This is a genomic window from Pseudomonas sp. GW821-FHT02A08, assembly GCF_059422045.1.
This window is the reverse complement of sequence record NZ_JBWKWD010000014.1, coordinates 76,944-102,550: the sequence shown is the minus strand read 5'-3', so window position 1 is coordinate 102,550 and position 25,607 is coordinate 76,944. Positions and strand designations below refer to the sequence as shown.

General features: G+C 59.6%; 24 protein-coding genes and 1 pseudogene. 14 read left to right on the top strand and 11 right to left on the bottom strand.

From position 1 onward, the window contains the following. Window positions 1-7 precede the first annotated feature (7 nt). Both AC07W4_RS12765 and AC07W4_RS12760 read left to right on the top strand, forming a co-directional pair. On the top strand, window positions 8-2,167 hold the full coding sequence (locus AC07W4_RS12765; RefSeq protein WP_495032649.1) for a type I secretion system permease/ATPase: 2,160 nt from the start codon (window positions 8-10) through the stop codon (window positions 2,165-2,167). A 9-nt stretch (window positions 2,168-2,176) separates the two neighbouring features. Further along, window positions 2,177-3,532: an HlyD family type I secretion periplasmic adaptor subunit gene (locus AC07W4_RS12760; RefSeq protein WP_495032648.1), complete on the top strand. Its 1,356-nt coding sequence runs from the start codon at window positions 2,177-2,179 to the stop codon at window positions 3,530-3,532. A gap of 140 nt (window positions 3,533-3,672) precedes the next feature. On the opposite strand, the gene AC07W4_RS12755 is transcribed toward AC07W4_RS12760, so the two are convergent. After that, the gene (locus tag AC07W4_RS12755; protein ID WP_495032647.1) at window positions 3,673-4,269 is read right to left on the bottom strand and encodes a tRNA-uridine aminocarboxypropyltransferase; all 597 of its coding nucleotides are present in this window, start codon (window positions 4,267-4,269) and stop codon (window positions 3,673-3,675) included. 5 nt (window positions 4,270-4,274) lie between these two features. Beyond that, complete coding sequence (locus AC07W4_RS12750; protein ID WP_007972518.1) at window positions 4,275-5,168, bottom strand: LysR family transcriptional regulator; 894 nt, start codon at window positions 5,166-5,168, stop codon at window positions 4,275-4,277. 366 nt (window positions 5,169-5,534) lie between these two features. On the opposite strand from AC07W4_RS12750, the gene speB reads away from it, so the two are divergent. From speB to AC07W4_RS12720, 6 genes are all read left to right on the top strand, one after another. Continuing rightward, complete coding sequence (gene speB / locus AC07W4_RS12745) at window positions 5,535-6,485, top strand: agmatinase (RefSeq protein WP_008018246.1); 951 nt, start codon at window positions 5,535-5,537, stop codon at window positions 6,483-6,485. A 9-nt stretch (window positions 6,486-6,494) separates the two neighbouring features. Further along, window positions 6,495-6,917: a YybH family protein gene (locus tag AC07W4_RS12740; protein ID WP_495032646.1), complete on the top strand. Its 423-nt coding sequence runs from the start codon at window positions 6,495-6,497 to the stop codon at window positions 6,915-6,917. 55 nt (window positions 6,918-6,972) lie between these two features. Continuing rightward, complete coding sequence (locus tag AC07W4_RS12735; RefSeq protein ID WP_495032645.1) at window positions 6,973-8,484, top strand: purine-cytosine permease family protein; 1,512 nt, start codon at window positions 6,973-6,975, stop codon at window positions 8,482-8,484. A gap of 179 nt (window positions 8,485-8,663) precedes the next feature. Beyond that, window positions 8,664-10,043, top strand: a complete 1,380-nt coding sequence (locus AC07W4_RS12730) for a sodium:solute symporter family protein (protein ID WP_495032644.1) — start codon at window positions 8,664-8,666, stop codon at window positions 10,041-10,043. An 86-nt stretch (window positions 10,044-10,129) separates the two neighbouring features. Then, complete coding sequence (locus tag AC07W4_RS12725) at window positions 10,130-10,855, top strand: MBL fold metallo-hydrolase (protein WP_008046822.1); 726 nt, start codon at window positions 10,130-10,132, stop codon at window positions 10,853-10,855. 70 nt (window positions 10,856-10,925) lie between these two features. Then, window positions 10,926-11,177 (top strand): acyl carrier protein, encoded by a 252-nt coding sequence (locus tag AC07W4_RS12720; RefSeq protein WP_495032643.1) that lies wholly within the window; start codon window positions 10,926-10,928, stop codon window positions 11,175-11,177. Window positions 11,178-11,263: 86 nt separating this feature from the next. Here the strand turns inward: AC07W4_RS12720 and AC07W4_RS12715 are convergent, their stop codons facing one another. Both AC07W4_RS12715 and ptrR read right to left on the bottom strand, forming a co-directional pair. Beyond that, window positions 11,264-11,392, bottom strand: coding sequence for a PA1414 family protein (locus AC07W4_RS12715; RefSeq protein WP_495032642.1), 129 nt, complete (start codon window positions 11,390-11,392; stop codon window positions 11,264-11,266). Between the two features lie 135 nt (window positions 11,393-11,527). Further along, the gene (gene ptrR, locus AC07W4_RS12710; RefSeq protein WP_223445903.1) at window positions 11,528-12,421 is read right to left on the bottom strand and encodes a putrescine utilization regulator PtrR; all 894 of its coding nucleotides are present in this window, start codon (window positions 12,419-12,421) and stop codon (window positions 11,528-11,530) included. Window positions 12,422-12,525: 104 nt separating this feature from the next. Between ptrR and AC07W4_RS12705 the strand changes: the two genes are divergently transcribed. Beyond that, complete coding sequence (locus AC07W4_RS12705) at window positions 12,526-13,701, top strand: MFS transporter (RefSeq protein ID WP_495032641.1); 1,176 nt, start codon at window positions 12,526-12,528, stop codon at window positions 13,699-13,701. On the opposite strand, the gene AC07W4_RS12700 is transcribed toward AC07W4_RS12705, so the two are convergent. Together AC07W4_RS12700 and AC07W4_RS12695 are read right to left on the bottom strand one after the other, a co-directional pair. Then, window positions 13,646-14,578 (bottom strand): DMT family transporter, encoded by a 933-nt coding sequence (locus AC07W4_RS12700; RefSeq protein ID WP_008046826.1) that lies wholly within the window; start codon window positions 14,576-14,578, stop codon window positions 13,646-13,648. The two genes, AC07W4_RS12705 and AC07W4_RS12700, sit on opposite strands and share 56 nt — an antisense overlap. Window positions 14,579-14,772: 194 nt before the next feature. Continuing rightward, window positions 14,773-15,609, bottom strand: a complete 837-nt coding sequence (locus AC07W4_RS12695; protein WP_007984894.1) for a CvfB family protein — start codon at window positions 15,607-15,609, stop codon at window positions 14,773-14,775. Window positions 15,610-15,960: 351 nt separating this feature from the next. Here AC07W4_RS12695 and AC07W4_RS12690 point away from each other — a divergent pair, with 351 nt between their 5' ends. From AC07W4_RS12690 to AC07W4_RS12680, 3 genes are all read left to right on the top strand, one after another. Next, window positions 15,961-16,149, top strand: coding sequence for a PFL_1563 family small protein (locus AC07W4_RS12690; RefSeq protein WP_015096330.1), 189 nt, complete (start codon window positions 15,961-15,963; stop codon window positions 16,147-16,149). Between the two features lie 206 nt (window positions 16,150-16,355). Next, window positions 16,356-17,078, top strand: coding sequence for a TorF family putative porin (locus tag AC07W4_RS12685; protein ID WP_495032640.1), 723 nt, complete (start codon window positions 16,356-16,358; stop codon window positions 17,076-17,078). A gap of 77 nt (window positions 17,079-17,155) precedes the next feature. After that, complete coding sequence (locus AC07W4_RS12680; RefSeq protein WP_495032639.1) at window positions 17,156-18,025, top strand: DUF6279 family lipoprotein; 870 nt, start codon at window positions 17,156-17,158, stop codon at window positions 18,023-18,025. A 28-nt stretch (window positions 18,026-18,053) separates the two neighbouring features. Here the strand turns inward: AC07W4_RS12680 and AC07W4_RS12675 are convergent. Beyond that, window positions 18,054-18,167: pseudogene (locus AC07W4_RS12675) on the bottom strand (transcriptional regulator); the annotation flags it as partial. A 103-nt stretch (window positions 18,168-18,270) separates the two neighbouring features. Here AC07W4_RS12675 and AC07W4_RS12670 point away from each other — a divergent pair. After that, the gene (locus AC07W4_RS12670) at window positions 18,271-19,005 is read left to right on the top strand and encodes a DUF899 domain-containing protein (protein WP_495032638.1); all 735 of its coding nucleotides are present in this window, start codon (window positions 18,271-18,273) and stop codon (window positions 19,003-19,005) included. A gap of 158 nt (window positions 19,006-19,163) precedes the next feature. Here the strand turns inward: AC07W4_RS12670 and AC07W4_RS12665 are convergent, their stop codons facing one another. After that, window positions 19,164-20,504: a DEAD/DEAH box helicase gene (locus AC07W4_RS12665; protein WP_008046830.1), complete on the bottom strand. Its 1,341-nt coding sequence runs from the start codon at window positions 20,502-20,504 to the stop codon at window positions 19,164-19,166. A 192-nt stretch (window positions 20,505-20,696) separates the two neighbouring features. Between AC07W4_RS12665 and AC07W4_RS12660 the strand changes: the two genes are divergently transcribed. Beyond that, window positions 20,697-21,995, top strand: coding sequence for a mechanosensitive ion channel family protein (locus tag AC07W4_RS12660; RefSeq protein ID WP_495032637.1), 1,299 nt, complete (start codon window positions 20,697-20,699; stop codon window positions 21,993-21,995). 65 nt (window positions 21,996-22,060) lie between these two features. Here AC07W4_RS12660 and AC07W4_RS12655 read toward each other — a convergent pair whose 3' ends face one another. The 3 genes from AC07W4_RS12655 to AC07W4_RS12645 form a co-directional block, all read right to left on the bottom strand. Beyond that, a complete protein-coding gene (locus AC07W4_RS12655; RefSeq protein WP_495032636.1) occupies window positions 22,061-23,536 on the bottom strand; it encodes a S41 family peptidase in 1,476 nt (491 codons plus the stop codon). A 42-nt stretch (window positions 23,537-23,578) separates the two neighbouring features. Then, window positions 23,579-24,442, bottom strand: a complete 864-nt coding sequence (locus AC07W4_RS12650; RefSeq protein ID WP_204934746.1) for a carboxylate/amino acid/amine transporter — start codon at window positions 24,440-24,442, stop codon at window positions 23,579-23,581. A 341-nt stretch (window positions 24,443-24,783) separates the two neighbouring features. Then, window positions 24,784-25,383 (bottom strand): FMN-dependent NADH-azoreductase, encoded by a 600-nt coding sequence (locus AC07W4_RS12645; protein WP_046043697.1) that lies wholly within the window; start codon window positions 25,381-25,383, stop codon window positions 24,784-24,786. Window positions 25,384-25,607: the final 224 nt, after the last annotated feature.

Below are 25,607 nucleotides of genomic sequence, written 5' to 3'. Positions count from 1 at the left end.
GGGTTCAATGACCAGCATGGAACCCGGCAACTCCGGTATCGATCCGCGCCTGAGCTTCGATGACCCGCTTCTGGACGGTCTGTTGATCCTCTGCAAACTCCACGGCGCGACGGTCAGTCGCGCCAGCCTCAGTGCCGGGCTGCCCATGGCACACCAACGCCTGAGCCAGGACCTGCTGCCCCGTGCAGCGGCCCGGGCCGGTTTGCAGGCACGCTTGCTGCGCCGTGACCTCAAGGACATCTCCGCGCTCAACCTGCCCGTGCTGCTGTTGCTCAACAACGGCCGCACGGCCGTCCTGCGCCGTTATGGCGAAGACGGCAAGGTACTGATCCTGCCCAGCGAAGCCGACGGCGGCGAACAATGGCTCAGCCCCGAGGAGCTGGCCGAACACTACAGTGGCCAGGCGTTGTTTGCCCGGCCACGCCACGAACTCGAAGACTTGCGCTCGCCGCTGCTGCCTCGGGTCCATGCTTGGTTCCGCGATACGCTGAAGCTGTCGAAATGGCTCTACAGCGATGCGATCCTGGCGAGCTTCCTGATCAACCTGCTGGGACTGATGGTGCCGTTGTTCGTGATGCAGACCTACGACCGCGTGGTGCCTAACCAGGCCACTTCGACCTTGTGGGTGCTGGCGACCGGCCTGCTGATCGGCACCGCGTTCGAACTGGTGCTGCGGGTCGTGCGTGCGCACTTGCTCGATACCGCCGGCAAGAAAACCGATGTGATCCTGTCGGCCACCCTGTTCGAGCGCATCACCGGCATGGCGATGAAAGCGCGGCCGGCGACCATCGGTGGTTTCGCCCAAAGCATTCATGACTTCCAGGGCCTGCGGGAATTTCTCACCGCCGTAACCCTCACCAGCCTGATCGACCTGCCCTTCTGCCTGCTGATGCTGCTGGTGATCGGCCTGCTCGGTGGCTGGCTGGTGGTGATCCCGATACTGGCGTTTCCCGTCACCATCATCTTCGCCATGGTGATCCAGGTACGGCTGCGCGATACCGTGCAGAAAAGCCTCAGCCTGGGCGCCGAACGCCAGGCACTGTTGATCGAAACCCTCAGTGGCCTGGAAACCCTCAAGGCCTGCAGCGCCGAAAGCGAACGTCAGCACAAATGGGAAAGCACCCATGGCGCCCTCACCCGCCTCGACAGCCACGCGCGCAACCTCTCGGCCCTGGCCACCAACGGCACGCTGTTCATCCAGCAACTGTCCGGCATGGCAACCATCGTCGCCGGGGTCTACAGCATCATCGCCGGCAATCTCAGCGTCGGTGCCCTGGTAGCCAGCTACATGCTCGGCAGTCGGGTACTGGCGCCACTGGGGCAGATCGCCGGCCTGATCACCCGCTACCAGCAAGCGCAACTGACCATGAAAAGCACCGACGCGCTGATGGGCCTGCCCCAGGAGCGCGACGCCAGGCAACGGCCGCTTGAGCGCACCCAACTGCAAGGCGCACTGGATGTTGTCGGCGTGACCTTCCGCTACAACGGCCAGAGTTCTCCCGCCTTGGCCAATGTCAGCTTCAGTATGAAACCCGGCGAGCGCGTCGGCATCATCGGCCGCAGCGGCTCAGGCAAAAGCACTCTGGCGCGACTGGTGATGGGCTTCTACGAACCGGATGAAGGCCAGTTGCTGCTCGATGGCCTGGACCTGCGGCAACTGGACATCGCCGACCTGCGCCATCAAATCGGTTACGTCGCCCACGACCTGCCGCTTCTGGCCGGCAGCCTGCGCGACAACCTGACCCTCGGCGCGCGCTACATCAGCGACTCACGCATGCTCGAAGTGGCGCAAATGACCGGCGTTACCGAACTGGCCCGGCAACACCCGCAAGGCTTCGACCGGCCCGTGGGCGAACGCGGGCAACTGTTGTCCGGCGGCCAGCGCCAAGCCGTTTTGATGGCCCGGGCGATGTTGCTCGACCCGCCCATCATGTTGCTCGACGAACCCACCAGCGCCATGGACAACAGCAGCGAAGACGTCCTGCGGCAAAAACTTCACGGCTGGGTCCAGGGCAAAACCATCCTGCTGGTGACCCACCGCACCTCGATGCTGAGTCTGGTGGACCGGTTGGTGGTACTGGACAACGGACGGATCGTCGCCGACGGTCCGAAGGAAGCGGTCATCGATGCACTGCGCAAGGGCCGTGTCGGCTCTGCGGCCGTCTAGGAGTAGCCCATGTCTGCCGATCAAGGATCCCGTGGCTACTTCGACAGTTTCAACAAAAGTGCCGAGACCGAGTTCATGCCGGAAACCGCCGGCGCCTCGTTGCAGGACTCACCGCGCTGGTCGCGAATCACCGTGTGGCTGGCCGCCGCGCTGCTGGTCAGCGCAGTGGTCTGGGCCAAATTCGCCGTGTTGCAGGAAGTGACCATGGGCGAAGGCAAGGCGATTCCGTCGAGCAAGGTCCAGGTGATCCAGAACCTGGAGGGCGGCATCGTCACTGAAATTTTCGTCCGTGAAGGGCAAATGGTGAACAAGGGCGACACCTTGCTGCGCCTGGATGACACCCGCTACCTGTCGAACAAGGGCGAAAGCGAAGCTGATCGTTACGCCTTGACCGCACAGGTCGAACGGCTTTCGGCCGAGGCTGAGGGGCGGCCGTTCAAGCTGTCAGAAGAAGTGATCGCCAAGGCTCCGCAAGTGGCCGAAGACGAGCGCTCGCTGTACGAGCAACGGCAACGCCGACTGGCCAGCGAGCAACGCACCCTGAGCGAGCAACTTCGGCAAAAAACCCAGGAGCTTGCCGAATTTCGCTCGAAACAGGGGCAGTTCAGTTCAAGCCTGGCGCTGCTGCAACAAGAGATGAACATGTCCATGCCGCTGGTGGGCACGGGTGCGGTCTCACCGGTGGAAATCCTGCGGCTCAAACGCAGCGCCGTGGAGATTCGCGGCTCATTGAACGCCACCACCCTGGCAATCCCCCGGGCCGAATCGGCCATCGACGAGATCAAAAGCAAGATCGACGAATCGGAGCAAACCTTCCGCTCGGAAGCCGCCAAAGAGCTGAACGAGAAACGCACAGACCTGTCAAAAATAACGGCATCGAGCATCGCCATCGACGACCGTGTCACCCGCACCACCGTGGTCTCGCCGGTGCACGGCATCATCAAGGTGTTGAAGGTCAACACCATTGGCGGCGTGGTCCAGCCCGGCAGTGACATGGTGGAAATCGTGCCATTGGAAGACAACCTGCTGATCGAAGCCAAGGTGCGGCCACAGGACGTTGCATTCCTGCATCCGGGTCAGAAAGCCATGGTCAAGTTCAGTGCCTACGACTACACCATTTACGGCGGCCTGAGCGCCAAACTGGAATTGATCGGCGCCGACACCATCACCGACGACAAGGGCAACAGCTTTTATCTGATTCAGGTGCGAACCGACAAAAACCATTTGGGCGGGGATGTGAAGCCGCTGATGATCATCCCGGGGATGGTGGCGACGGTGGACATTATTACCGGGGAGAAAACGGTGCTGGATTACTTGCTTAAACCGGTGTTGAAAGCGCGGACCGAGGCGATGCGGGAGCGGTAGATTCTGGCTGAGATTTTCTGGTGATTGTTCCGCCGCCTTCGCGAGCAAGCCCGCTCCCACATTTGATCGTATTCCTCCAGGAGAAATACGATCAAATGTGGGAGCGGGCTTGCTCGCGAAGAGGCCGGCACATACCCCGATCACCTGTCGGCATGATTACGCAGGTAAACCTCCTCCCCCATCGCCGCAATCTGCCCTTCGATCAATGCCTCGAACGGCTTCAGCAACGGCTCAAACGTCGCCGGCGCTTCGAGGGTTTCCAGCGCCTGCACAATCGCTTCCACCGTCGACAGCGCCCCGGGTCCCGGTGCCTTGCGCAGCCGATAACGGGACACACCGCCTTCGGCCAGCGTCACCCTCGGCAACGCCGCCAGCAGCGGATTGAGGTGCAGCATCTTGCGCGCCTTGCGCCAGGTGCCGTCCGGGACCACTAACAACATCGGTTCATCAGATGAGCCATAGGCTTTCATCGGTTGCACTTCTTCGCCCGGAAACAGCAACCGCGCCCGATACCCCGGCTGATTCAACAGCGTCGGCAAATCCTCGAACACTTCCCCCACAATCAACTCGGCATTGTTCAACCCAAGCGCCGCCAGACGCGCGGTGTTCAACGCATGGTTCACTTCACTCGGATGCTGCAACAGCAACACCCGAGTGCGGCTGTCGAGGCTCGGGATCAACGGGCACAGGCAGTGGCTTTGCGGGCGCAGGCAGCGCGGACATTGAACTCTGGACATCGTCTTTACGCCTGATTCAGTTGTGCTTTGAGCAGATCACGGAAGGTCTGGATCAGCGGCTCGCGGCTACGGCCCCGGCGCACGATCATCGAGAACGGCGCCTGGTAACCGAAGGTCGCCGGCAGCAACACCCGCAAGTCCCCCTTGTCGGCCCAGGCCTGGGCGTAGTGCTCCGGCAGGTAGCCGATGTAGGCGCCGGACAGCACCAGAATCAACTGGGCCTCCATACTTTCTACCGTTGCGGCGCTGTGCTTGAAACCGTGGCGCGCCAGTTCGGCCTGGCTCCAGTAGCCACGTCCGACCATACGCTGCTGGGTAATGACTTGCTCGGGGATGCGCCGCTCGTTGAACAGCGGATGCCGCGTGCTGCAATACAACCAGTGTTGTTCACGGTACAGCGGCATGTACACCAGGCCGCTCATGCGCGTGGAAAACGCGCCGATGGCCAGGTCGAGGCGGTTGTCCTGCACGCCGAGTTGCAATTCGTAAGGGCTCATCACCGACAGGTGCAAGTGCACGGCCGGGTGCTCCTGGCTGTAGGCGCCGATGGCCTCGGCGAACGGCAAGGCCTTGTCGCTGACGGTGGAGTCGATCACCCCCAGGTTCAAGGTACCGCGCAACTCGCCCTTGAGGGCGGCGGCGTACTGCTCGAAGCCTTCGAGTTCGCCCAACAGACGCAGGGTTTCCTGATGGAACAACTCACCCTTGCTGGTCAGGCTGAAACCGCCGCGGCCGCGATGACACAGCACCAGGCCAAGGGCTGCTTCGAGCTGGCTCATGTAGGTGCTGATGGCCGACGTCGAGAGGTTGAGCTCCTGCTGGGCGTTGGCGAACCCCTGATGGCGCACCACGCTGACGAAGATGCGCAAAAGTTTCAGGTCGGGTAAAGCGTTGGCCATGAGGGCTCCAGCAGCAACACAAAAATCAGGTGGACGATAACGCTCTGTAGCAGCTGGCGAAGCCTGCGTCCGGCGGCGAAGCCGTCGTGAAATCAGGCGACGCGCTGTTTCAGGAAAACCTCGCGTTCAGGTTTTTACGACGGCTCCGCCGCCGAACGCTGCCTCGCGGTGCTCGACAGCTGCTACAGAGAACACGGCAAGTCTATCGCCGTCCTCGTCATTAGTTTAGAAAAATCTGAACTAAGTATTTGCCCGTAGCGATTCTTCCCGGCCACTACATTTCGCAGAATCGCCCCACAACGGTGCCCGTACCTTCCGTGAACGGCGCAACCCTATAAATAAAACAACGACGATGAGGCCCTACCCGTGGACAAGATTCTTCACCAACCACTGGGCGGCAACGAAATGCCGCGCTTCGGCGGCATCGCCACCATGATGCGACTCCCCCATTTGAATACCGCTGCCGGCCTGGACGCCGCCTTCGTAGGCGTGCCGCTGGACATCGGTACCTCCCTGCGCCCCGGCACCCGTTTCGGGCCTCGTGATATCCGCACCGAATCGGTGATGATCCGTCCTTACAACATGGCCACCGGTGCTGCGCCGTTCGACTCGCTGTCGGTTGCCGACATCGGCGACGTGGCGATCAACACCTTCAACCTGCTGGACGCCGTACGCATCATCGAAGAAGCCTACGACGACATCCTCGAACACAACGTGATCCCCCTGACCCTGGGCGGCGACCACACCATCACCCTGCCGATCCTGCGTGCCATCCATAAAAAGCACGGCAAGGTCGGCCTGGTGCACATCGACGCTCACGCCGATGTGAACGATCACATGTTCGGCGAGAAGATCGCCCACGGCACCACCTTCCGTCGCGCTGTCGAAGAAGGCCTGCTGGATCCGGACCGCGTCGTGCAGATCGGCCTGCGCGCCCAGGGCTACACCGCTGACGACTTCAACTGGAGCCGCAACCAGGGCTTCCGCGTGGTTCAGGCCGAAGAGTGCTGGCACAAATCGCTGGAGCCTTTGATGGCTGAAGTCCGCGAGAAAGTCGGTGGCGGCCCGGTGTACCTGAGCTTCGACATCGACGGCATCGACCCTGCCTGGGCACCTGGCACCGGCACCCCGGAAATCGGCGGTCTGACGACCATTCAGGCGATCGAGATCGTTCGTGGTTGCCAAGGCCTCGACCTGGTCGGTTGCGATCTGGTAGAAGTCTCGCCCGCTTATGACACCACCGGCAACACCTCGCTGCTGGCCGCCAACCTGCTGTACGAAATGCTCTGCGTACTGCCTGGCGTAGTCCACCGCTGAGGATGGGTCATGACCGAACGTGATCAGGTTTTGAAAGCGGCTGCCGATCTGGTATCCGCCTTCGCCCGTAACGATCGCGAAGCCTACTTCGGCGCATTCAGCGCGGACGCCAGCTTCGTCTTCTACACCCTCGAACAGCCCCTGCTGTCGCGCGACGCCTATCAGGCGATGTGGGACGGCTGGCGCGCCGAGGATGGCTTCGAGGTGCTCTCGTGCACCTCAAGCAACGCTTTCGTCAGCCTGCAGGGTGACGTGGCGATTTTCATCCATGACGTAGCCACCGAGTTGCGCATGCAAGGGGAGCAACACTTCAGCCAGGAGCGCGAGACGATTGTTTTCAAGAAACAAGCGTCTGGCCAAGAACAACAAGGCCTATGGCTGGCCTGCCACGAACATTTGTCCGCGATGCCGGAAGGGCTGCCACCCCCTTAGCCAACACAGGTGACGCTCACGCACGATGAGCGCGCCTTTATGATCGGAGCTGATCATGAATAACAACAACAACGACCAAAGCCTTACGCAGATTGAAACCCACGGGGTCGAACAGATCCCGGACAACGAACGCACCGCAGGCCCGACGGACTTGTTCCGGATGATCTTCGGTGGTTCCAACACCTTTGCAACCGCCGTCCTCGGCAGCTTCCCGGTACTGTTCGGCCTGTCTTTCCAGGCGGGCGTCTGGGCGATTGTGCTGGGCGTGTTGCTCGGTTCGCTGATCCTCGCGCCAATGGGCCTGTTCGGCCCGATCAACGGCACCAACAACGCCGTCTCTTCCGGTGCGCACTTCGGCGTGCACGGGCGGATCGTCGGTTCGTTCCTGTCGCTGTTGACCGCCATCGCCTTCTTCTCGCTCTCGGTGTGGAGTTCGGGTGATGCGCTGATCGGTGGCGCCAAACGCCTGATCGGCCTGCCGGAAACCGACCTGACCCTGGGCCTGGCCTACGGTCTGTTCGCGATCCTGGTACTGACCGTGTGCATCTATGGCTTTCGCTTCCTGCTGTGGGTCAACAAGATCGCGGTGTGGAGTGCCAGCCTGCTGTTCCTGCTGGGCATCTTCGCCTTCGCCGGTCCCTTCGATGCGAACTACGCCGGCACCGTCAACATGGGGCAACCCGGTTTCTGGGCCGCGTTCATCGGTGCTGCGCTGGTGGCCATGAGCAACCCGATTTCCTTCGGTGCGTTCCTCGGCGACTGGTCCCGCTACATTCCCCGTGACACCTCCAAGCGCCGCATCATGGCGGCGGTGGTGATTTCGCAGATCGCAACGTTCATCCCGTTCCTGTTCGGCCTCGTCACTGCGACCATCGTAGCGGTCAAGGCTCCGGACTACATCGCGGCCAACAACTACGTTGGTGGTCTGCTGGCGGTATCGCCGAGCTGGTTCTTCCTGCCGGTGTGCCTGATCGCGGTCATCGGCGGCATGTCCACCGGCACCACCTCGCTCTACGGCACCGGGCTGGACATGTCCAGCGTGTTCCCTCGGGTGCTGTCGCGGGTCAAGGCCACCTTGCTGATCGGTGTGATGTCGATTGCCTTCATCTTCATCGGGCGCTTTGCGGCCAATCTGGTGCAGAGCGTGTCGACCTTCGCCGTGCTGATCATTACCTGCACCACCCCGTGGATGGTGATCATGATCATCGGCCTGCTGGTGCGTCGCGGCTTCTACTGCCCGGATGACCTGCAAGTGTTCACCCGCGGCGAAAAAGGTGGCCGCTACTGGTTCACCCACGGCTGGAACTGGCGTGGCCTGGGCGCCTGGATCCCGAGCGCGGCCGTCGGCCTGTGTTTCGTAAACCTGCCGGGTCAGTTTGTCGGGCCGCTGGGCGAAATGGCCGGTGGTATCGACATCAGCCTGCCGGTGACCCTGGGCCTGGCCTCGCTGGTGTACCTGGCGCTGCTGGGCCTGTTCCCGGAGTCGAGCGCAGTGTTCGGTCCGAACGACCCTCGCAGCAAGAGCACGGATTCGCTCGCTAAACCGGCGATGCGTCAAGTCGCCTGATGTAACACAAGACCTGTGGGAGCGGGCTTGCTCGCGAAGACGGCGGCACATTCAACACTGATGTGACTGACAGACCGCTTTCGTCGGAGCGCCGCCCGGAGCAAGCCCGCTCCCACAGAGAGCTGCGCCACAGAAATATTTTTGATCCACATAAAAAAGACAATCGGAGACACGCCATAATGGCTTTGGATTTATTCGTCGTACTCATCTACGCCGCCGCGATGCTGATACTCGGCTACTACGGCATGCGCAAGGCCAAGACCAACGAAGACTTTTTGGTCGCCGGTCGTAACCTCGGCCCAAGCCTGTACATGGGCACCATGGCTGCCACCGTCCTGGGCGGCGCGTCCACCGTGGGCACCGTGCGCCTGGGCTACGTGCATGGCATCTCCGGCTTCTGGCTGTGTGCGGCCCTGGGTTGCGGGATCGTGGCGCTGAACCTGTTCCTCGCCAAACCGCTGCTGAAACTGAAGATCTACACCGTTACCCAGGTCCTGGAAAAACGCTACAACCCGATGGCCCGCTCGGCGAGCGCGGTGATCATGCTGGCCTACGCGCTGATGATCGGCGTGACCTCGATCCTGGCAATCGGCACCGTGCTGCAAGTGCTGTTCGGCCTGCCGTTCTGGATCTCGGTACTGCTCGGCGGCGGCGTCGTGGTGATCTACTCGGCCATTGGCGGCATGTGGTCGCTGACCCTGACCGACATCGTCCAGTTCGTGATCAAGACTGTCGGCCTGATGTTCATCCTGTTGCCAATCTGCCTGTACCGCGTCGGCGGTTGGGATGAGTTGGTGTTGAAACTGCCGGCGGCGAGCTTCAGCTTCACCACCATCGGCTGGGACACCATCATCACCTACTTCATGATCTACTTCTTCGGCATCCTGATCGGTCAGGACATCTGGCAACGGGTGTTCACCGTCAAGACCGCCAAAGTGGCTCAGGTTGCCGGTACCGCGGCCGGTATCTACTGCATCCTCTACGGCCTGGCCTGCGCCCTGATCGGCATGGCCGCACACGTACTGATCCCGGATCTGGACAACGTCAACAATGCCTTCGCCGCGATTGTGAAACTGTCCCTGCCGGACGGTATCCGTGGCCTGGTGATCGCTGCCGCACTGGCCGCCATGATGTCCACCGCCAGCGCCGGCCTGCTGGCCGCTGCCACCACCCTGACCGAAGACCTGCTACCGAAACTGCGTGGCGGTAAACAGTCGAGCCTGGCGATCAACCGCCTGTTCACCCTGTTGACCGGCATCGTGGTACTGGGCATCGCTCTGATCGTGAACGATGTGATCAGCGCCCTGACCCTGGCCTACAACCTGTTGGTAGGCGGCATGCTGATCCCGCTGATGGGCGCGATTTTCTGGAGACGCGCCACCACCGCCGGCGCTATCGCCAGCATGGGCATGGGCTTCGCCACCGCGCTGCTGTTCATGTTCAAGGACGGTCTGGACGCCAACACCCCGATCTACTACAGCCTCGGTGTAGGCCTGGTGAGTTTCGTGGTGGTGAGCTTGATGTCCCGCCGCCCGGCAGTGGTGGCGAGCGCCGCCTAAGCTGAAACATAACGACTCGATGCTTTCTTCGACGAGTGTGGCGTCGGTTGCCACACTCGTTTTTTTTCGCCTGAAGGAAACTGCACATGAAGATCGTCAGCCGCGATCAGTGGTTCGAAGTCAAACATTTGAGCGACGGCATCCGCCTGATTCACGAGCCGTACATCCGCCCCTTCTACCGCTGCAATCTCTGGCACATCCAGGGCCGCGACAAAGACCTGTTGCTGGACAGCGGCTCGGGCCTGGTCAGCCTGCGCGAGCAACTGCCGTGGATCACCGAACGGCCGCTGGTGGCCGTGGCCAGCCACTGCCATTTCGATCACATCGCCGGTCATCACGAGTTCGCCGAACGACTGGTGCACCCCGCCGAGGCGGACATTCTCGCCGCGCCCGATGGCGACAACGACCTGAGCAAAGCCTTCGTCGGCGACGACATGTTCGAGGCGCACCCCGATTGCCCGCTGTGCTACGCCGAATACAGGGTCAAGGCCGCACCGGCCACGGGGTTTATCGAAGATGGAGATGTACTGGACCTGGGCAATCGGGTGTTGCAGGTCGTGCACACACCGGGACACTCACCGGGCGGCATCTGCCTGTACGAAGCCGCCACCGAGACCTTGTTCAGCGGCGACATCATCTACGACGGCCCGCTGATCGAAGACGCCTACCATTCCAACCTCGATGACTACGCCCGCAGCCTGCAACGCTTGCACGCGCTATCGATCCGCACGGTGCATGGCGGGCATTTCGGCAGTTTTTCCGGGGAGCATTTACGCAGCATGATCGACCAATGGCAGCGCTCACACGGCTAAAGCCTGCTGTACTCAACGACAGGAACTGCACCGGCAGGTAGAACTACACCCACCTCCTCGAAGAACGATCATGAAAGAAGCTGCCCTTCGTACTGTCGTACATCGCTACATCAGCCGCCTGCTGGAGGGCCGGGATGACTTCGACGACAACGCCAGCCTGGCGCAGTTGGGACTGGATAAAAAAGACATCGAAGAGCTGATCTTCCATCTGGAAGATGAACTGGGTGTCACGGCGTTTACGGTGGAGGAAGACCGGATGCTCAAGACCGCCAGGACGGCGAATGATTTGAGTCGGTTCTTGCTGGAAATCGGGCGGTACTAAGGCGGGTGATCAAACGTACACGAAGCGGCAAGGGAGCTTGCTCCCTCGCCACTGGAAACCGTTCACCCGTCAGATATTATCTGCCATTACCGGCGTCGCTGCTGGCGCCGACGCTGTTCGTCGTCAGTACGAACCGGCACGGGTTGCAGAGGCGGTTCGATCAAACCGAGAGCAATGCCCAGATCATGCAGCCAGTTTTGGATTTTCTCTTTCATGGTGCCCCCTTCAGGGTAATGCCGAGCGGCCAAAGTTCTGTAGCCCCTTCGTACAGATAATAGTCCGAAGTCCTACGCAATGCTCGCGCAAAGTCACAATGATCTGTTACTGAATCCATCACAATCAGCCTGTGTTCAGGCAATTTCCCGTGCCCGTACCCGTGCCGGCGGAAAAACCACCTGTTGCTGTTCGATCCAGGCATTCAGGTTGGCCCCGACCATGCCCTTGCGCCACATCAGCCAGGTGGTAGCGCTGGCGAACGGTTCGGCCAACGGATGCACGGCCACACTCTCACGGCCCGGCAGACTGGCGAGCATCGACTCCGACATCAGCGCCACACCGGAACCGGCAATCACGCATGCCAGCATCCCCGGATAGGACTCGATCTCCATCGCCCGGCCCATGGCCGCGTGGTCATGGGCGAACCAGGCTTCCAGGCGCATGCGGTAGGAACAGCCCTGGCGAAAGGTGAACACCGAACGACCTTGCACATCCAGCGCACTGCGCACGGGCGGATGGTCGGCCTCGCTGATCAGCACCAGGCGCTCGTCACACAAAGGCACCCCGTCGAGCCCGGCCAGTTCCAGGGGGCCATCCACCAGCGCCGCATCGAGCCGGCCGGTGAGCAGGCCTTCGAGCAGTTCACCGCTGGGGCCGGATTGCACTTGCAGGTTCACCGCCGGATACAACCGGTGGTAGTGCGCCAAAAGCCCCGGAAGGTGAATCGCCGCCGTGCTGTACATGGTGCCGAGCACGAAGTCGCCCGCCGGTTGCCCGCCCTGCACTGCCGCGCTGGCTTCGTCGCGCAAGGCAAACAGCCTGGCGGTGTAGTCCAGCAGGACTTTTCCCGCAGGCGACAACTGCAAACGCTGACGTTCGCGCAGGAACAATTCGACGCCCAGTTGCTCTTCCAGTTGTTTGAGCCGGGTCGACAGGTTCGACGGCACTCGATGCAGCCGTTCGGCGGCCCGGGTGATGGACCCTTCTTCCGCCACTGCCTGGAAGATGCGCAATTGGCTGAACTCCACAGCATTCTCCAAAAAAGAACAAGTTACTCACTATTATTCATTTTTAAAGAAAGTCAATCAGTCCTAGCCTGACGGTCATTGATCCTCCAGACGGAATCCAGACCATGTCTCCCCTGATCCGCTTATCCGCCAGTTTCGTTGCCCTGATGATGGCCATGGGCATCGGCCGTTTTGCCCTGACACCGCAGCTGCCGCACCTGCTTTGCGAAGGTCAGATCGACCTGACGGCCGCCGGGCTGATCGCCGCCGCCAACTACCTCGGCTATTTCATTGGTGCGGTAGACGCCATGTTTTCCCGGCGTCCGGCGCAAGTGCGCCGACGCTTGCTCGGCGGATTGTGGCTCTGCGTGCTGCTGACCCTGGCGTCGTTCTGGGCCAATGATTTCTGGTCGCATCTGCTGCTGCGCTTCGGCACCGGCGTGGCCAGCGCCTGGGTGCTGGTGATGATTACCGCCCTGAGCCAGCCACTCGCGGCAGCGGCCGGTCGCCCTCGGCTCGGTGCCCTGGTATTCGCCGGACCGGGGTTGGGGATTTTTCTGACAGGCCTGTTGGCCCTTGGCTCGAATCTGCTGGGCCAGACGTCCGCCACCTTGTGGCTGGTGTACGCCGCCGCAGGGCTGGCGATGCTGCTGGGGATCCTGCCGTTCCTGCCACAACCGGGAGTCACCGCGACGGCTGTGCCCAGCGCCAGCGCCTCAGGCAATCAAGGTATCGCTCGCCTGGGCTGGATCTATGCCTTGTACGGATTGGGCTACATCATTCCGGCGACCTTTTTGTCACAAATGGCCAATGCGCAATTCCATGGCCAATGGCAGGCCGACCTGTTCTGGCCATGCTTTGGTTTGGCGGCGGCAACCGGCGTGGTACTGGTGAGCCTGCGGCGGCAAAAACCCGGTGTCACGGGTCACTGGCTGATGGCGACGTTATGGCTGCAAGCCGCTGGCGTGTTCGCCTGCCTGCTGGGCAACGGGCCCGGTCTGGCGCTGGGTGTGATCCTGTGCGGCACGCCGTTCCTGGCCTGCATGCAACTGGTGATGCAACGTTCCCGGGAACTGGCGCCCCATGCCACCCAGCGTAATGCCGGCCTGCTGACAGCCTGCTTTGCCGTGGGTCAGCTCAGCGGGCCATTGCTGGCGGCGCTGAGCAGTCATTTCAGTGGCGGTTTGCAACCGGCGCTGGTGGTCGCCGGCTGCGGCTTGCTGATCGCCGGCGGTCTGTCGCTCGTCAGTGCTGCCCGAGGGCTTTGCGCAATCGACGGCGCAACCACTGCTCGGCACTGACAAAAGTGATGCCCGCCAATACCAGCACGGCACCGATGACGAAGTTCAGGCTCAGCTCCTCACCGAGCAGTACCACACCGAAGGTGACGCCGAACAACGGCGTCATGAACGAAAACACTGCGAGGTTGGCCGCCAGGTAACGGCGCAGCAGCCAGAACCAGATCAGGTAACTGAAGAACGACACGACCACGCCCTGAAACAACACACTGGCTACCGCCACATGGGTCAGGCTGACATGGGTGATCTGGCCGCTGAGCAGCGCAATCAACAACAAGCCGAAGAAGCCGACAATCAACTGATAAAACAGCGTCAGGGTCACCGGCGCTTCCGACAGGCGCGAGGCGCGCACCACCACCGTGGTCGCGCCCCAGGCGGCACCCGCCAGCACACCCAAGGCATCGCCCATCAACATGCGGTAATCAAGGTTGTCCCAGGACACCCCGCCGGCAAACGCAATGGCAATCCCGATAAAGGCCAGGACAATCCCCAGCCATTGCAGCGGCCGTAATCGCTCACTGGGCAGCAGCCAGTGCACCCCCAATGCGGTGAAAATCGGCGCGGTGTAGAGGAACACCGACATGTGCGCCGCCGTGGTCAGTTGCAGGCCTTCGGAAATGAAGAAGAACTCCAGGCCGAACAAGGCACCGGCCAACAGACCGCCGCGCCAGGTCGCACCCACCTGGTTCCAACCGCCCTTCCAGCAGATCAGCAGCCCGACCAGCAACGCCGACATACCGGAACGTCCAGCCGCCTGCATCACCGGCGCAATATCGGCCGCCGCCCACTTGATCATCACCTGCTGCACGCCCCAGACCAGGCACAACCCGACCATCACTTGCAGGGCAAACCCGTCGGCGCTGCGCCGAGTGGCGCTCACCGGAACACCTCGAAGACACAATCCATGGCAAAGACTCGACAGTAAAAGCAAAACCCCGGCCTTCTCGTTGAAAAGAAATCACCGGGGCGAAAAATCATGTTGTCGATTATTAACCAGAAGGCCAGAAAATGCCGCCTGCCAGAGACCTCGACTTCTCTGCTTGCGCCATCCTGGCCCTCTGTCTTGTCAGCGCATCAACTGAGCTCAATGCGATCGGCATGAATGACAATCTGGCCATTCTTGTACAACGCACCGATGGCCTTCTTGAAGTTGCCCTTGCTGACACCGAACAGGCTGCTGATCAACGCCGGATCGCTCTTGTCGCTGACCGCCAGGGTGCCGTTGTTTTCGCGCAACCTGGCGAGGATCTTCGAGTTCAGGCTGGTGGCCGCTTCCTGGCCGACCGGTTGCAGGCTCAGGCTGATCTTGCCGTCGGCGCGAACTTCCTTGATGAAGCCCTTTTCTTCTTTACCGGCGCGCATGAACTTGAAGATTTCGTTCTTGTGGATCAGGCCCCAATGCTTGTTGTTGATGATGGCCTTGAAGCCCATGTCCGTGGCTTCGGCCACCAGTAGATCGACTTCCTGGCCCGCCGTGTAGTTGGCCGGGGTCTTGTCCAGGTAGCGGTCCAGGCGCGCGGTGGCGGTGATGCGACGGGTGTGTTTGTCGAGATAGACGTGCACTACCACATACTCGCCCGCCGTCATCTGGCGCTTCTCTTCGGAGAACGGCAGCAACAGGTCTTTGGGCAACCCCCAGTCCAGGAATACGCCGATGCTGTTGACTTCAACAACTTTCAAACTGGCGAATTCACCGACTTGAACTTTAGGTTTTTCAGTAGTTGCGATGAGTTTGTCATCGCTGTCCAGATAAATAAAAACGTTGAGCCAGTCTTCATCTTCGGTAGGAATATCTTTTGGAATATAACGATTAGGCAGAAGGATTTCGCCATCCGCGCCACCGTCCAGATATAATCCGAAGTTAGTGTGTTTAACCACTTGCAAACTGTTGTAACGCCCGACTAAAGCCATGTCCAATACCCTCATTGCGTGGGCGGCATTCTACCCGGTTTTAAGCGCTGCGTTCGGCAGCCGGCCCGGTGGCACGAGAAAATCCTCTGAAACCCTTAATTTTCCCGGGTTTTCATCCCGCGCCTGGCCGCTCGTCAGGCCGCTCCGGGCATTTACGCCATGCCCAGGCAAGCGTCACGCGGTATTTTTTCAGGCAATGTTCTTAGTTAAAACAGCGGCTTAGGTGCATATTTCGAATATTGGCCGGTGACTAATTACCCCGCCCTCACGAATATGCCGAGGGGATATTTGCCAAGCAATTATCAGGTAATTCCTGTACGATGCCTGGCCAAGTTAATTTTCTACAGGTTAATGGCCGCCATGCGCGTAAAAGCATCCACCAGCAAAGCAAAGCCAGCTCCAGCCGTCGAAACCAGCGAATCGATCAACAGCCAGATCGCTGCGTTCCTCAAGTCCGGCGGTGAAATCCAGCAAATTGCCAAAGGCGTCAGCGGCCAGACGTTCGGCCCGTCCAAGCAGATCACCCTGGGCAAAAAGTAATCCCCTCGCGTCACCTGGTCCCAAAGCGCTTTGAGCTTCGAAGCGCTTGGACTGGAACCCTCGTTACTCCTCCGGCACTCCTTCAAATCCTCTGAAAATCGACGAACGGCCCTCATTGCCGATCATTCGCCGGTATCCTTGCACACGTCTGGATCAAGCGTTTCAGCGGGCCCGCCAGCCCGTCCTCGCTGTTCATGGAGTGACGCATGTTCAAACCTTTCTATCTATCGGCATTGCTCGCCAGCCTGCTGGCCTGCTCCGTAGCACACGCACAAATCTTTCAGCGTGAGCTGGGTGCCTTCGACCTCAAACTCGGCACCAGCCCCACCCGCAGCATGGCCCAGGGCCTGGTCAAACCCTCGGCCGTCGGCTCGTTTCACGGCGGCCTGGACCTGAGCCACGACAGCGGTTTCTATGTGGGCCAATGGTCGCCCAGCATGGGTATCAGCCCGGGGAAAAACCTCGAGATCGATTCCTACATGGGTTTTAAACAACCCTTCGACAAAACCCTCGGCTACGAAGTGGGCCTGATCCGCTACAGCTACCCCGAAGTCACGTCCCCTGACAGCCAGGAACTGTTCGGCGGCCTGACCTTGCTCGGCAGCCGTTTCGGCATCGCCTTCAGCAATGACCCGGACAAACAGAACAACACCCTGTTCGCTGACTTGAGCGGCAATCAACCGTTCGGTGTCGGCATCAGCCTGAAATACACCACCCACCAATTCAATACGCCAGTGGCGGTGGATGGCGGCTATGTAGGCAGTTTTACCGATTGGTCGCTGAAATTGTCCCGCCCGTTCATGGGCATCGACCTCGACCTGATCTACAGTGACTCCAGCCTGAGCGGCAGCGGTTGCCCGGCCTATGCCGGGCACAACAGCCAGTGCGACGGGCTGGTGACGCTCAAGGCCGAACACGCGTTCTATTGATCGGCTGAACTGCCGGACTCCTCTTGGGTTCACATGAGAATCAGCCCCTGAAAGCTGGCTTTCGCAAGGATTGGCCCATGTCCCGCTGGTTCAAACATATCGCGGTTGTGTTGACCATTGCCCTCGCCCTCGGCGCGTGCAGCCGCGTGGGCCTGGCCTACCGCAATCTCGATGTGATCATCCCGTGGACGCTCAGTGACTACCTGGACATGAACGGCGAGCAGAAAAGCTGGCTGGACGAACGCCTGAAGGAACACCTGAGCTGGCACTGCACCACCCAACTGCCCGGCTACCTCGACTGGCTGGACCGCCTGCAAACCATGATCGCCACCAACCAGGTCACCGATGCCGGGTTGCAGGCCCGCGCCCGTGAAGCCGAACAGGCGGTCGCCGAGACCGCGAGGGAAATCACCCCGTCGGCCATCGAGTTGCTGCAAGGGCTGGATGACAAGCAAGTCGCCGAAATGAACGACGCCCTTGCCAAGGACCAGCGCAAACGCCAGGAGGAATACCTCAAGCCTTCCCTCGACCAGCAGATCAAGGAACGCGGCGCGCGCATGGAGAAGCGCCTGAACGACTGGCTCGGGCCACTGAACACTACCCAGCAACAACGGGTAGCCACATGGTCCAACGCCCTGGGCGAGCAGAACACCCAGTGGCTTGCCAACCGGGTCCATTGGCAGAAGCAGTTCAGCGCGGCCGTTGCCCAACGCCAGAGCCCCCAATTCCCACAACGCATCGAGACACTTCTGGTCCATCGCGAGAGCTTGTGGACGCCCGCCTATCGTCAGGCCTTTGCCAACACAGAAGCCCAGGCGCGTTCACTGTTCGTGGATCTGATGGCTGAAAGTACACCGAACCAGCGCGCACGCTTGCTGAAGAAAATCGAGGGTGTGCGCAAGGACTTCAGTGACTTGAAGTGCCTGAAAGCGGCAGCGCAACGCTGACTGAAACACAGGGTGGAGTATGAAGACTTCAGGCAATCTGCACCTTCGACTCCACCTGATCAAACGCCTCCTCCAGCGCATCGTCCTGCTCGTCCAACTGCTGCCGCGGGTGATCATTGCCGGGAATACTGCTGTCGTTCAGCCGGGCATTTGCTGACGACCGACCGGCGGCATGTCGAAATCCATGCAAGCCAAACGACTAGTCTGTGTAAGTCACCTCCCCGCCCCACGCAGGAGAACACAACATGAACATTCAGAATCATCCCGTCGTATCGCGGGAAGAATGGCTCACCGCCCGCAAACAACACCTTGCCCACGAAAAAGCCTTCACCAAGGAAAGGGACAGGCTCAGCGCCGAACGCCGCGCCTTGCCCTGGGTGAAAATCGACAAGGACTACCACTTCCAGGGGCCTGCCGGCGAACTGAAACTGGCGGACCTGTTCGGCGGCCGCAGCCAGTTGGTCATCTACCACTTCATGTTCGCCGAGGGCTGGGACGAGGGCTGCCCCGGTTGCTCGTACCTGAGCGATCACATCGACGGTGCCAACCAGCACCTGGCCCACCATGACGTTGCAGTAGTGGCGGTTTCCCACGCACCCTTCACTGAATTCCAGGCGTTCAAGCGGCGCATGGGCTGGAAATTCGATTGGGTGTCATCAGAAGGATGCGATTTCAACTACGACTTTGGCGTCTGTGCACGGGCCGAAGAGGTCGCCGCCGGAAAGGCTACGTACAACTACGAAAAAACCGATGGCGCCGAGGAAGAACTCCCCGGTCTCAGCGTGTTTTTTCGCAATGACGCCGGTGAAATTTTCCATACCTACTCCACCTATGCCCGGGGCCTGGACATGCTGGTCGGCGCCTACAACTACCTCGACCTGACGCCCAAGGGTCGCAACGAAGAGGAAATCATGGAGTGGGTGCGGCATCACGACAAATATGAGGAACAGGAGAAGTCGACCTGCTGTCAGGGTGGATAGACCCAGACACCGAGGAGCGGCCTTCGCGGGCAAGCCACGCTCCCACAGGTTTTGTGTCGTACACAAGATATGTGTTCACACCAGGCCCCTGTGGGAGCGGGCTGGGCGCACATAAAAAAACCGGACATCAGTCCGGTTTTTTGGGTCACGACAACGACTTACTCAGCCGCCGGCGCTTCCGGCTTGCGGCGCTTGAGCGGGGCCATGCCGTCCTTGCTGACCAGGGAATCGGTCTTCGGGCGGTTGGCGCTCTTGCGCTTGGTCGGGGTCTTGGCGGCAGTCTTCTTCTTGTCGCCCTTGGCGTCGGTCTTTTTCTTCTTCACGCCGACGGCCTTGCCCGAGGCCTTGACCTTTTTCGGTCCGCCGTAGGTGCCTTTGACTTCCTTGATGGTGCGGCGCTCGAAGCTCTGCTTGAGGTAGCGCTCGATGCTCGACATCAGGTTCCAGTCGCCATGGCAGATCAGCGAGATGGCCAGGCCATCGTTACCGGCGCGACCGGTACGACCAATGCGGTGCACGTACTCGTCGCCGCTGCGCGGCATGTCGAAGTTGATCACCAGGTCCAGGCCGTCCACGTCCAGACCGCGAGCGGCGACGTCGGTGGCCACGAGGATTTTCACGCCGCCCTGCTTCAGGCGGTCGATCGCCAGTTTGCGATCCTTCTGGTCTTTCTCACCGTGAAGCACGAACGCTTTGTATTCCTGCGCCACCAGGCGGCCGTAGATACGGTCGGCCATGGCCCGGGTGTTGGTGAAGACAATGGCCTTCTGGTAGGTCTCGTTGGCCAGCAGCCAGTTGACGATCTGTTCTTTGTGCTGGTTGTGGTCAGCGGTGATGATCTGCTGGCGAGTGGTGTCGTTCAGTTGGCTGACCGCGTTGAGCTGCAAGTGCTCAGGGTTGTTCAGGACCTTGGCAATCATCTCGCGCAGGCCCGAACCGCCGGTGGTGGCGGAGAACAACATGGTCTGCTGACGGTTGGTGCACTCGTCCACCAGACGCTGCACGTCTTCGGCGAAGCCCATGTCGAGCATGCGGTCGGCTTCGTCGAGTACCAGCACTTCAACTTCTTTCAGGTCGAGGTTACCGGCGTTCAGTTGCTCGATCATCCGGCCCGGCGTACCGATCAGGATATCCGGCACCTTGCGCAGCATCGCGGCCTGGACCTTGAAGTCTTCGCCGCCGGTGATCAGGCCGGACTTGATGAAAGTGAACTGCGAGAAGCGTTCAACTTCCTTCAAGGTCTGCTGGGCCAGCTCGCGGGTCGGCAGCAGGATCAGGGTCTTGATGCTGACGCGAATTTTCGCCGGGCCGATCAGACGGTTGAGGATGGGTAAAACGAATGCAGCGGTTTTGCCGCTACCGGTTTGCGCCGTCACCCGCAGGTCACGCCCCTGGAGCGCCAGCGGGATGGCCGCGGCTTGCACAGGCGTTGGCTCGACAAATTTCAGCTCGGCCACGGCTTTGAGCAGGCGTTCGTGCAGGGCGAATTGGGAAAACACGGGTGCTACCTCGAAGAAATGCAAAAAAACAGCTGCATAGGGTAACGGTTTCGAGCGCTCAGGCCGAGTTTCTTTATACAAATGGCGGTAAACAGTTGGTTTTTTGTTGCCTGATTTTTCCCGAAACGTAATACAAAGCCTCTTAAATGCTCTAATCCCCTCTCGCGCCTTACAGAAGAATCGTTTTCGACCATGGATATCAAACAGCTCTGGACCAACGTCCTGGACCTTTGGGGTGCCCTCGACCAGCACCCGCTCGTGCACTCCAGCCTGTCGCTGTTGCTGCTGCTGGCAATTGCGTTGTTCCTCGGACGGGTGGCGCGCTACCTCATCCTGCACGCTGCAAAAATGCTCAGCCGCCAGCCGGCCCTGCACTGGGTCAATGATTTCCTGCAGAACAAGGTGTTCCATCGCCTGGCGCAGATCACGCCTTCGCTGGTGATCCAGTTCGGTCTCAATCTGGTGCCGGACCTGAGCAAAACCAGCCTGAATTTCCTCGGCAACGTCGCGCTGTCCTTCACCTTCCTGTTTCTGCTGCTGGCGGTCAGCGCTCTGCTCAACGCCCTGCTGGACATCTACGCCCGCACCGAGCACGCCCGCACCCGCTCGATCAAAGGCTATGTGCAACTGGCGAAAATGGTGCTGTACGTATTTGGCGCGATCATCATCGTCGCCACGCTGATCGACCGCTCGCCGCTGTTGCTGCTGTCGGGTCTGGGCGCCATGTCGGCGGTGATCCTGTTGGTCTACAAGGACACGCTGCTGTCGTTCGTCGCCAGCGTGCAGTTGACCAGCAACGACATGCTGCGGGTCGGCGACTGGATCGAGATGCCGCAGGTAGGCGCCGACGGCGATGTGGTGGACATCACCTTGCACACGGTCAAGGTGCAGAACTTCGACAAGACCATCGTCTCGATCCCGACCTGGCGCCTGATGTCCGAGTCGTTCAAGAACTGGCGCGGCATGCAGGCTTCCGGTGGCCGCCGGATCAAGCGCAGCCTGTTCATCGACGCCAGCGGCGTGCGCTTTCTGCGTGACGACGAAGAGCTGAAGCTGTCCCAGGTGCATTTGCTCACCGACTACATGACCCGCAAACAGGCCGAACTCAAGGCCTGGAACGAAGCCCAGGGCAACGTTGCGGCCCTGTCGGCCAACCGCCGGCGGATGACCAATATCGGCACTTTGCGCGCCTATGCGCTGGCCTACCTGAAGAGTCACCCGGGGATCCAGCCGAGCATGACCTGCATGGTCCGCCAGATGCAGACCACGGCCCAGGGCATTCCGTTGGAGATCTACTGCTTTACCCGCACCACGGCATGGGCCGACTACGAGCGGATCCAGGGGGATATTTTCGATTACCTGCTGGCGGTGTTGCCGGAGTTCGGGTTGAGCCTGTATCAGCAGCCGAGCGGAACGGATTTGAGAGCCGGGTTGTTGCCGGCGGTATTGGGCGCAAGCCATATTCCCGAGCCGGAAAAACACATCATGTAATACCGCAACCCCCTGCGGCAGTTCCACCGGTTTTGCGGCGCAGTTGAGGAGTGGCGTGGATCCGATTACAAATGATCAAGAACCCACTTTTGAACTGCCGCCGTATCGTTTATATCCCCATCAAAAACAAACTGGGGATCATAACTTTGATTATTTCCTCGCGTTCGATCTCTCCATACCTTTAATGGTAGCCAGAACTCGGCGCCACTCGGCAGCGTTTGAGCGCCAATATCAATATAAAGCGTATCGGCGCTCGTGGGTAACCCCAAATGGACAACCCCCGGAACAGCAAGAACGACGTCCGCAAAGTCGAGGCAGGCACTTGCGCAAAATGAGTCAGTAACCAGCGCAAGCTTACCTTTAAAACCTTGGGCATTGACTCCTCTCGAACCCTCTTGATCGACCGAGGAAGTGCTGGGCTGACGCAACCAGTCTTTTTTTTCGTGAAGTGCGAGCTCCATCGATCTGGTTAAACTAAAAACAAATTTATAAGCTTCACTATTTTTTCCATAGTCGCTTTCCATGGCAGTGAGCGCTTTATTGAGCGTTGAGAGTGCAAAAGGAGAAACTCGCCACATCGCATACGCACGAGATGGCTCATCCAGGCTTTTTACCAATTTCGAGCCTAACAGAGCGGACAGTATTTCAGCTCCCACTAAACTGTTGCCGCCGCGATTGCCTCGTGTATCTAGCACAACCAGCTTGGCATCATCGAGACTCTTGATGACGTCGAGCATTTTATCGAGGGAAGCATTCTCGGCGGCTGATGGCATGAAGTTGGATACATGTATCCAATATCGCCCGTTCCCCAAATCCTTGAGAGATTGGACCGGTTGAGGCTGATGCAGGAAAGCTTCCAATTGCCCGCGATCTTCTTGCCATAACAAAGTAAAGTTTTGGCTTGCTCCATTTGGGAGAATAACCAGACAGCTTTTTGACAAGACCCTCGCCAGCACAGGGTAGTTGGCATCATCGACCGTTAACTGCTTAGCCAAATGCAACCAGGTCGACTTCAGATTAAGTCTACGATCAATATAAGGAGATATTTCACTCTCTAGTATCTCGCGGACTGATTTGTTATCACACGATATAACCTTTGAATCAGTCGGCGGTAACGGCACAGGCCAATTTTTTGCGGTGTGTTTTACAACAAAATCCTGCCCCTGCATGTCCAGAATAAAACCTGCCCAAGAAGAACCCCCAGGACTACTCTGACTCAGCCCTACGTGTCCATCCTTGAAGCCCGCGATGTAAAAATCAAGCACGGCTTGAGAGTCTTTCTTTGAGTTGACACGTTTTGCCAGCTGGCCAGCCTCCAGATAACCCCGCTCAACCCAGTTTGCAAAAGACTCATTATTACTATCTATAGCACCCGGATGAGAATCAACTATCAGTTTCCGAATAACAGAAAGGTCATTGACAGTTAGCTCCCGCCAATTTTTTACAGGTACTTCATCAGCCAATACAAAAGGCGACAACACAACAAAAAGAAGATTCAAGCATAAGCTTTTAAGGGGAAAGGCATTAGCATTACAAGTCATTTAAAACACCCAAAAAGCAGACAAATGATGATCACATAGATGTCATCTGATCATTGCGCGCCTAATGCCCAACCGACTGATCCACACCGCCAGCAAAATCACCGAACCACCGAGCAACAACCGCCCCAGTTCTTCATGCTGGTTCCAGATCAGCAGATTGATCAGCAACCCCACCGGCACGTGCAGGTTGTTCATCACCGCCAGGGTCCCACCGTTGACCAGGCACGCGCCTTTGTTCCACCAGTAGAGCCCCAAAGCGGTCGAGACCAGGCCGAGGAACAGCAGCACGCCCCATTGCAGCGGTGCTTCGGGCAGGAAGTTCTGTTTGCCGAACAGCAGAAACGCCGGCAACGCCACCGCCAGTGCGCCAAGGTAGAAATAACCGAAGCGTCGGTAATGCGGCAGATCGCTCGGGTGTCGGGCGACCAGGTGTTTATAAAGCACCTGGCCTGCGGCGTAGGTGAAGTTGGCCAGTTGCAGCAACAGGAAACCCATGAAGAAGTCCGGGTTGATCCGGTCAAAGCGAATCACCGCCGCCCCCGCCACCGCCACCAGCGCCGCGACCAGGGCCCAGGGATTGAAGCGACGGTTGAGCGCATCTTCGATCAGGGTGACGTGCAGCGGCGTGAGGATGGTGAACAACAGCACTTCCGGCACCGTCAGTACGCGAAAGCTCAGGTACAGGCAGACGTACGTCACGCCGAACTGCAACGCGCCGATCAACAGCATGCCGCGCATGAACGCCGGTTCCACCGAGCGCCAGCGGGTCAGCGGGATGAACACCAGCCCTGCCAACAGCACCCGCACCAGCACGGCAAAGTAACTGTCGACATGACCGGCCAGGTATTCGCCGATCAAACTGAAGGAAAACGCCTGGATCAGCGTGACAAAAAGTAGATAGCCCATGCTCGCCTCATTTCGAATGGCGGCGACGATAGCGGGTTTTGCTGCTGATCGCGAACAGTCAGCTAATACAAAACCTGTGGGAGCGGGCTTGCTCGCGAAGAGGGAGTGTCAGTCGACATAAATGTGGGATGAAACACCGCTTTCGCGGGCAAGCCCGCTCCCACAGGTTTTTTGGGTGATGGCCAAATCCCGAGCAAAAAAAAGCCCGATCTCGCTAAAGCGTTCAATCGGGCCAGAGCACTCAGGAGCAACAAGTGCGAAGGGAGGTTCGATGCGCGTACAGGCTTGAAGGGTTGCGCCAGGTCACTAGACCATCCAGCGATTATCTGGCGATTAACCGGTCAGGCCACTTGGGAAAGCTTGGCGTTCGCCTGGTTCAGGCCTTTCTCCTGGAAGTCACCGCCCAGGTTCATGCCTTCGGCGTGGATGAACGTCACGTCGTGGATGCCGATGAAACCCATGACCTGACGCAGGTACGGTTCCTGGTGATCGGCGGTGCTGCCGGCGTAGATACCGCCGCGAGCCGTCAACACATAGGCACGCTTGCCGCTGAGCAGGCCTTGCGGGCCGGTTTCGGTGTACTTGAAGGTCACGCCGGCACGCAGCACATGGTCGAGCCAGGCTTTCAGGGTGCTGGGGATCGCAAAGTTGTACATGGGTGCGGCCATGACCAGTACATCGGCGGCGAGCAATTCGTCGGTCAGCTGGTTGGAGCGTTCCAGGGACGCCTGTTCGATGTCGCTGCGCTGCTCGGCGGGTTTCATCCAGCCACCCAGCAGGTTGATGTCCAGGTGCGGCACCGGCTTGACGGCCAGATCCCGGACGGTGATCTGGTCATTGGGGTGAGCGGCTTTCCACTGGCTGATGAAGGTTTGGGTCAGTTGGCGGGAAACCGAGTCTTGCTGACGGGCACTGCTTTCGATGATCAGAACGCGGGACATGGGATGTAGCCTCCATCTGAGAATGCTGTAGGTCGATGGAGTGAAGGTTAAACAGAGTCATATCGATGAAAAAGCGCAAATAATTGCTATAACCCATCAATAAATTCGTTTATAAGCTCAGCATACTTGTGGGAGCGGGCTTGCTCGCGAAGGCGGTGTGTCATTCAACGTTGATATCGACTGACACGGCCTCTTCGCGAGCAAGCCGGCTCCCACAGGAGATT

What these genes read in the sequence shown, in the direction of transcription:
- AC07W4_RS12765 (WP_495032649.1), top strand. Translation starts at nt 8, where the DNA reads ATGACCAGCATGGAACCCGGCAACTCCGGTATCGATCCGCGCCTGAGC.
- AC07W4_RS12760 (WP_495032648.1), top strand. Translation starts at nt 2,177, where the DNA reads ATGTCTGCCGATCAAGGATCCCGTGGCTACTTCGACAGTTTCAACAAA.
- AC07W4_RS12755 (WP_495032647.1), bottom strand. Translation starts at nt 4,269, where the DNA reads ATGTCCAGAGTTCAATGTCCGCGCTGCCTGCGCCCGCAAAGCCACTGC.
- AC07W4_RS12750 (WP_007972518.1), bottom strand. Translation starts at nt 5,168, where the DNA reads ATGGCCAACGCTTTACCCGACCTGAAACTTTTGCGCATCTTCGTCAGC.
- AC07W4_RS12740 (WP_495032646.1), top strand. Translation starts at nt 6,495, where the DNA reads ATGACCGAACGTGATCAGGTTTTGAAAGCGGCTGCCGATCTGGTATCC.
- AC07W4_RS12735 (WP_495032645.1), top strand. Translation starts at nt 6,973, where the DNA reads ATGAATAACAACAACAACGACCAAAGCCTTACGCAGATTGAAACCCAC.
- AC07W4_RS12730 (WP_495032644.1), top strand. Translation starts at nt 8,664, where the DNA reads ATGGCTTTGGATTTATTCGTCGTACTCATCTACGCCGCCGCGATGCTG.
- AC07W4_RS12725 (WP_008046822.1), top strand. Translation starts at nt 10,130, where the DNA reads ATGAAGATCGTCAGCCGCGATCAGTGGTTCGAAGTCAAACATTTGAGC.
- AC07W4_RS12720 (WP_495032643.1), top strand. Translation starts at nt 10,926, where the DNA reads ATGAAAGAAGCTGCCCTTCGTACTGTCGTACATCGCTACATCAGCCGC.
- AC07W4_RS12715 (WP_495032642.1), bottom strand. Translation starts at nt 11,392, where the DNA reads ATGAAAGAGAAAATCCAAAACTGGCTGCATGATCTGGGCATTGCTCTC.
- AC07W4_RS12705 (WP_495032641.1), top strand. Translation starts at nt 12,526, where the DNA reads ATGTCTCCCCTGATCCGCTTATCCGCCAGTTTCGTTGCCCTGATGATG.
- AC07W4_RS12695 (WP_007984894.1), bottom strand. Translation starts at nt 15,609, where the DNA reads ATGGCTTTAGTCGGGCGTTACAACAGTTTGCAAGTGGTTAAACACACT.
- AC07W4_RS12690 (WP_015096330.1), top strand. Translation starts at nt 15,961, where the DNA reads ATGGCCGCCATGCGCGTAAAAGCATCCACCAGCAAAGCAAAGCCAGCT.
- AC07W4_RS12685 (WP_495032640.1), top strand. Translation starts at nt 16,356, where the DNA reads ATGTTCAAACCTTTCTATCTATCGGCATTGCTCGCCAGCCTGCTGGCC.
- AC07W4_RS12680 (WP_495032639.1), top strand. Translation starts at nt 17,156, where the DNA reads ATGTCCCGCTGGTTCAAACATATCGCGGTTGTGTTGACCATTGCCCTC.
- AC07W4_RS12670 (WP_495032638.1), top strand. Translation starts at nt 18,271, where the DNA reads ATGAACATTCAGAATCATCCCGTCGTATCGCGGGAAGAATGGCTCACC.
- AC07W4_RS12660 (WP_495032637.1), top strand. Translation starts at nt 20,697, where the DNA reads ATGGATATCAAACAGCTCTGGACCAACGTCCTGGACCTTTGGGGTGCC.
- AC07W4_RS12655 (WP_495032636.1), bottom strand. Translation starts at nt 23,536, where the DNA reads ATGACTTGTAATGCTAATGCCTTTCCCCTTAAAAGCTTATGCTTGAAT.
- AC07W4_RS12650 (WP_204934746.1), bottom strand. Translation starts at nt 24,442, where the DNA reads ATGGGCTATCTACTTTTTGTCACGCTGATCCAGGCGTTTTCCTTCAGT.
- AC07W4_RS12645 (WP_046043697.1), bottom strand. Translation starts at nt 25,383, where the DNA reads ATGTCCCGCGTTCTGATCATCGAAAGCAGTGCCCGTCAGCAAGACTCG.